The organism is Robinsoniella sp. (genome assembly GCF_034124845.1).
In genome coordinates this window covers 1-5,413 of record NZ_JAWYAJ010000463.1, presented here as the reverse complement: position 1 = coordinate 5,413, position 5,413 = coordinate 1, and the positions used below count along the sequence as shown (strand labels likewise).

Annotated in this window: 3 protein-coding genes and 1 pseudogene; all 4 read right to left on the bottom strand. The window is 44.4% G+C overall.

Annotated features, from left to right (window positions below; all coding sequences use genetic code 11):
* Positions 1-2,308: glycoside hydrolase family 2 protein (locus tag ACH2DQ_RS22785; protein WP_395028452.1), on the bottom strand; the 2,308-nt coding region annotated here is incomplete at its 3' end.
* An 80-nt stretch (positions 2,309-2,388) separates the two neighbouring features.
* Positions 2,389-3,099, bottom strand: coding sequence for a deoxyribose-phosphate aldolase (deoC, locus tag ACH2DQ_RS22780; RefSeq protein WP_394911726.1), 711 nt, complete (start codon positions 3,097-3,099; stop codon positions 2,389-2,391).
* Between the two features lie 112 nt (positions 3,100-3,211).
* A complete protein-coding gene (locus tag ACH2DQ_RS22775; protein ID WP_394911682.1) occupies positions 3,212-4,735 on the bottom strand; it encodes an FGGY-family carbohydrate kinase in 1,524 nt (507 codons plus the stop codon).
* Positions 4,716-5,413: pseudogene (locus ACH2DQ_RS22770) on the bottom strand (hypothetical protein); the annotation flags it as partial. The pseudogene ACH2DQ_RS22770 and the gene ACH2DQ_RS22775, both read right to left, overlap by 20 nt.

Sequence of the window (5,413 nt, the reverse complement as noted above, 5' to 3'; positions counted from 1 at the left end):
TTAACCAATAAAAAGTACTGTCTTTTTTCTTTCCCATACATTCCGTTTTCACATACAGAAAAATTGGGCTGTCTTTAACAGATTCTTTTTCCAACTCAAAATATCCCAGCTTTTGCACCGTCTTACCCTCTGCATTTATTTCATATCCCGATTCCTTTATCAGATTGAATTTATCATCATATGCGAAGACCGATACTTTGCAATTTTTATACTCATCGGATCCGGATGTCATGAAACCCGCATCATCTAGCAGAAACACCGGTGCTTTCAGGTTCTCCCGGATCCTGAGCGATTGAAAAAGCAGACAGCCATGGAACGGTTTATAGCTTTCCTTTATCACGAAGTAAGAGAGCTTTGGTACTCCATAATAATCGACTGTGGACCAGGAACAAGCCGGATAAACATCTGTGAGCTTGTAATAACAAATTCCGGTTGAATACGGCCAGTTGCACCGATAGGATTCCAGCGTATGGCGGATAGCCGACGCCTGGGCCATTTGCGTCGCCCAGATAAAGTCATCCATTGTATGATTGTCCGTAAATTCCGGAACCCGTTTGCTTAAATGTTCCATATCATTTGGCTCAAGCTGGTTAAACCGGGGGGTGTGGTGTCCAAAGGAGCCAAACCTTTCCGGAGGCCAGATCTCTCTTTCCTCTTCGGGAACATAGCGGTAAACACTGTTTTTATTGGGGGCAGATGCCATTCCAAACTCTCCCATAAAAGGTGCGTGCAGATTCAGACTGACATCGATATCTTCCATATCCCAGTAAGTCGCATAGTTATGTAATGCCCCTCCCCAGGGAGATGTCCGGTGAAATGTTCGACTTCCATCTAACTCATATGCGTATCTTGCCATCATATCCATAGCCGGACCGTCCGCTTCTTTCGATTCATTGCCCCCGCACCACATAATCAGGGATGGATGGCTGCGTAACCTTGGCATATGCACCAAAACCGTTTCTTCCAGTTCGTCAAAAGGCTGGTCTTTCTGACTGTCCCAGCATGTGGGCCACTCCTGCATAACCATAATTCCCAGTTCATCACATAAGTCATAGAAAATATCCAGTTCCGGCATACCGCCGCCCCAGGCACGCAGCAGCTGAATGTGCTGGTCTTTGGCCAGGGTCAAAAATCTGCGGTAATTTTCTTCTTGAAAACGCAGCAGCACATCCAGCGTACACCAGTTACTTCCCTTAACAAACATTGGCTTTCCATTTACAATAAAAGTCCAGTTATGTTTATCTTCATAAGGTCCACCGGGGAGTGTGCCCATCTCAATTGTCCGGATACCGAATGTAGTATTAAAATACTGCCCTTTTCCTTCAGCAGGCTTAAAAGACAGCCTTAACTCATATAAATTCTGCTCTCCATGGTCATTGGGCCACCAAAGCCTTGGATCAGGTATCCTGACCCTTAGATGAACTTCACTGATGTCTTCATTGGACGTATGTTCATAATGCAAACAGCCTCCCGGACCATTATGGTTTTTACCCAGTATTTCTGCATAAACTTCAGCGTTTCCACATAAACCATGAATTTTTAAACAGATATCCACAATCCCTGCTGAAGTATCCACCGCTGCAATCAAAGGCGGTTCGCAGAACACGCTTTGTGCCGACTCCTTAAGGCATACGCCCTGCCAGATCCCCCTGCTTGGCAAGCACGCATAATGCCATCCGTAAATGCAGTTAATCACTACACCGTCATGCCATCCCTCATCATTGTCCATGTATTCTGACATGGGCTTTGGATTAGCCGGTGAATTCTCAATCTTCACAATTAAAATATTTTTCTTACTCAGTATTTCGGAAACATCAAATTGTGCCCTGCCAAACATTCCCCTGTGTTCTCCAAGATAGCATCCGTTTAACCAGACTTTCCCATAGTAGCAAATACCATCAAAACACAGACTGTCCAGATTTTTTCCATCCTCCAGCACAAATTCTTTTTTGAACCACCATTCTTTATAAGAATATGCTCTTGCCTCTTTATCCTGAAGCCCACAGGTAGGATCCTGAATGACTCCGGCTTTTAGCAGCGCAGTATGTACACTGCAGGGAATATCTGCCCAAATCGCATCCTCCCATTGGTAAAAAGGATCTAATCTGTCCTTTTCTTCCTTTCCATGTGCCATCTGCCATGGCCCGTTTAAACTCTGCGTGTGTAATGCCCTGGCATGTTTCCCAGATGCTTCCCCTCTTTCAAAGGGCTTTAATTCCACCTCTACCGGTATGCTCTCCAGCATAGACGGTTTTGGATTCCATGCCTCTTTCTCCAGCTCATCCAAAGATCTTCTTAAATTATCCATCCTAATCCCCATTTCTCACCACAAAATGAACTAACCCAGTAACAGTTCAGTCTGGCTCAACTGTTCCCTGACCTGTACTGTTACTGATTATCCTGCTCATTGAACCGCCGCTTCAACTCCTCTACAATGGAAACACCGGCACTGGTTCCAATGCGGGAAGCACCTGCTTCAATCATGAGCAGAGCTGTATCCAGATCCCGGATTCCTCCTGCAGCCTTCACTTTTATCTTATCTCCCACCATAGATTTCATCAGACGTACGTCCTCAGGTGTTGCCCCTCCTGTCCCAAATCCGGTGGAAGTTTTTACATAGTCAATTCCAACCTCCAAAGCAATTAGACACAGCATTTTAATTTCTTCTTCTGTCAGATAACAATTTTCAAAGATTACTTTTGATGTAACCTCATGCTCCCGGCAGATATCCACAATCGTCTGCATTTCCTGTTTAATATAATCCATATTTCGATTTTTTAATTCTACGATATTAATGACATAATCAATTTCGTCCGCACCTTGCTCTATTGCCTGCCTGGTTTCAAACGCTTTGGATTCTATTGTAGTCTGTCCCAGTGGAAATCCGATTGCCGCTCCTACATGAACGGGGCTGTCCCCCAAAAATTCACGGCATTTTTTCACCGGTGCAGAATTTACAGCCACCATTTTAAACTGATAACGGGCACTCTCCTCACAAAATTTCTGAAATTCCTGATCGCTTACATAGGCTTTTAATAATGTCTGGTCTATCATTTTCACTATTGTTTCCGGTGTTATTTTTTTCATATTTATATCCATTGCATATTGCAGGCTTGCCTGCAATACTGCCACAATCAAACAGGCTGAAAGAATCACATCGTGGCTTCCTTTCCCTATCATAATTTTCTTTCGGCCTTATACTTCCTGTATATCAGTTCCAGATATTAGAGCTGATATGGGCTATTTCCCTTACCAGCCTCTGATACTGTTCTGTAAATTTCTTATATTGCTCCACAGAACCGCTGCACGGTTTATAGCATTGGTTCCTTTTCTTTAACTGTACTCCCTGTTGAGGGCTTTCGAAAATCCCTGTTCCGTATCCTGCCAGAACAGCAGCTCCATAAGATGCTGTATCCGCGTTTTCCAAAGGGTAATAGGGCATGTTCAAAACGTCAGCCTTTATCTGGTTAAAAATACTGCTTTTAGTTCCACCCCCGGCACCATAGACTGCATTCGGCTTCAACTGCGGGATTCCATTTTTTAAAATGGAAAAATAACCTGCATATTCATAAGCGATACTTTCCAAAATGCTTCGGTACATATGCTCCGCCGTATGATAAAACGAAAGTCCCAGAAAACCACCTTTCACCTTGCTGTCATTCGGACATGTCATTCCTGCCAGATGGGGAACAAAGAACAGTCCCCTGCTGCCCGGCTCTATAGAAGCTATACCCTGGTTTAGTTCCTCAAAAGACCTTCCTGACTGATCTCTGTGCCATTTGACACATAGTCCCCCGCCGCCAATATATGCCAATGGTGTCCACATTCCCAGAATCACGGATCTGGCAAACAGCAATGTCTTATCCTTAACATCTGGGGAGTATGTCTTTGTGCTGCAGGAAAAGATGGAAGCTGTCCCCGCTACATCATAGATCATATTCTCTTCTGTAATACCTGCTCCAAATGCAGATGCTGCAGAATCACCGCAGCCTGCAATAACCGCCGTCCCGGCCAGAAGCCCGCAGGAAGCAGCCGCCTCCTTAGAAATGCCGCCAATCAATTCATAGGGGGCACAGATACGCGGGAGTTTTTCTCCATGAACCCCAAATTCCTGCAAAAGTCCATGGTTCCATTCTAACTTTTTATTATCCGCAAATCCCGTAAAGTGCAGATGGGTATAATCAATAAATGCTTCTTCTGCCCTAAGACTGCACATCCTGCCGGTGAGATAAGCTGATAATGTAAGGAACTTAGCTGTTTTATCATATTCTGCCGGCGTTTCCTTTCTGCGATACAGGATTTTAGGTCCATGGGAATAGGTCACCTGACCGCCGGTAGACCGTATGATCTCCGCCTGTGCCGTCAGCTTCATTTTTTCTATCATAGGCTCGCACCTCATGTCCAGCCAGGAATCATAGGCACCGATTGCCTGCAAATGATGATCCACAGCGATAATTCCCGCCATCTGGGCATCTATCCCAATTCCTGCCACCTGGCTGGGACTGATTTTGCTCATTCCCATTACTCCACGGATTGTACGAAGTACCGAACCATACAGCTCCTCCGGGTCCTGTTCTGCAATTCCAGGTCCGGGACAAATAAGCCCGGATGCTTCAAAGCATTCTGCTGCCTTATTACCGTTCTCATCAAATAAAGCAGACTTGGTTCCCTGGGTGCCCACATCAATTCCGATTACATAATTCTTCATGTAATTTTTACCTTTCTGTTTCTTCATACAGCAGTTCAGGTCCCACTTGTATCCCGATTTCTTTCAACTGGTATTCTTCCGCATACCTGTCCCCCGTCGTTCTCCAGGAACAGGACGCAAACCAGGAATAATTTTTATCACAGTTATGGAGCTGGCCAAAGGTTGGATAACGATTACCAAAGGCTGTTAACTCCAACTGATGAGTTCCTTTTTCTAAATACCCCAAATCTAATTCATAAGGCGCAAACGCTATGATCCCCTTACGTTCTCCGTCTAAGTCTGCCGCTAAAAGAGGGCTGTTAAAATACTGCGCTTTTAAACGAATCCTTTCTCCCTTGCTCTCCAGCTTACACCCATATGTAATATTGCCTCCGTAGAACGGAAATCCCTGTCTGGTCAAATCACCAAAGACAATTTTTTCCGGCATGGGTATCATCCTTTTTACTCTTCCAAATACCTGAACACCGAAATTCCCAAGCAAATAGCAGCTTTCTATATTTGCACCAGAATGATATGGAATCTGCAGGATAATTTCATTATTTCCCTGATGAATAAGGGGAATCTCCACTTTTTCAATACATTCATCTACAAACCAGCCCTTGGAAGAACCGTCTGCTTCTATCCCATTCACAAAAATTTTTGTTTGATCTCTGTTCTCCAGTGCCAGCATTGCCTGTACCTCTATCTCCGATTCTACTATGAATT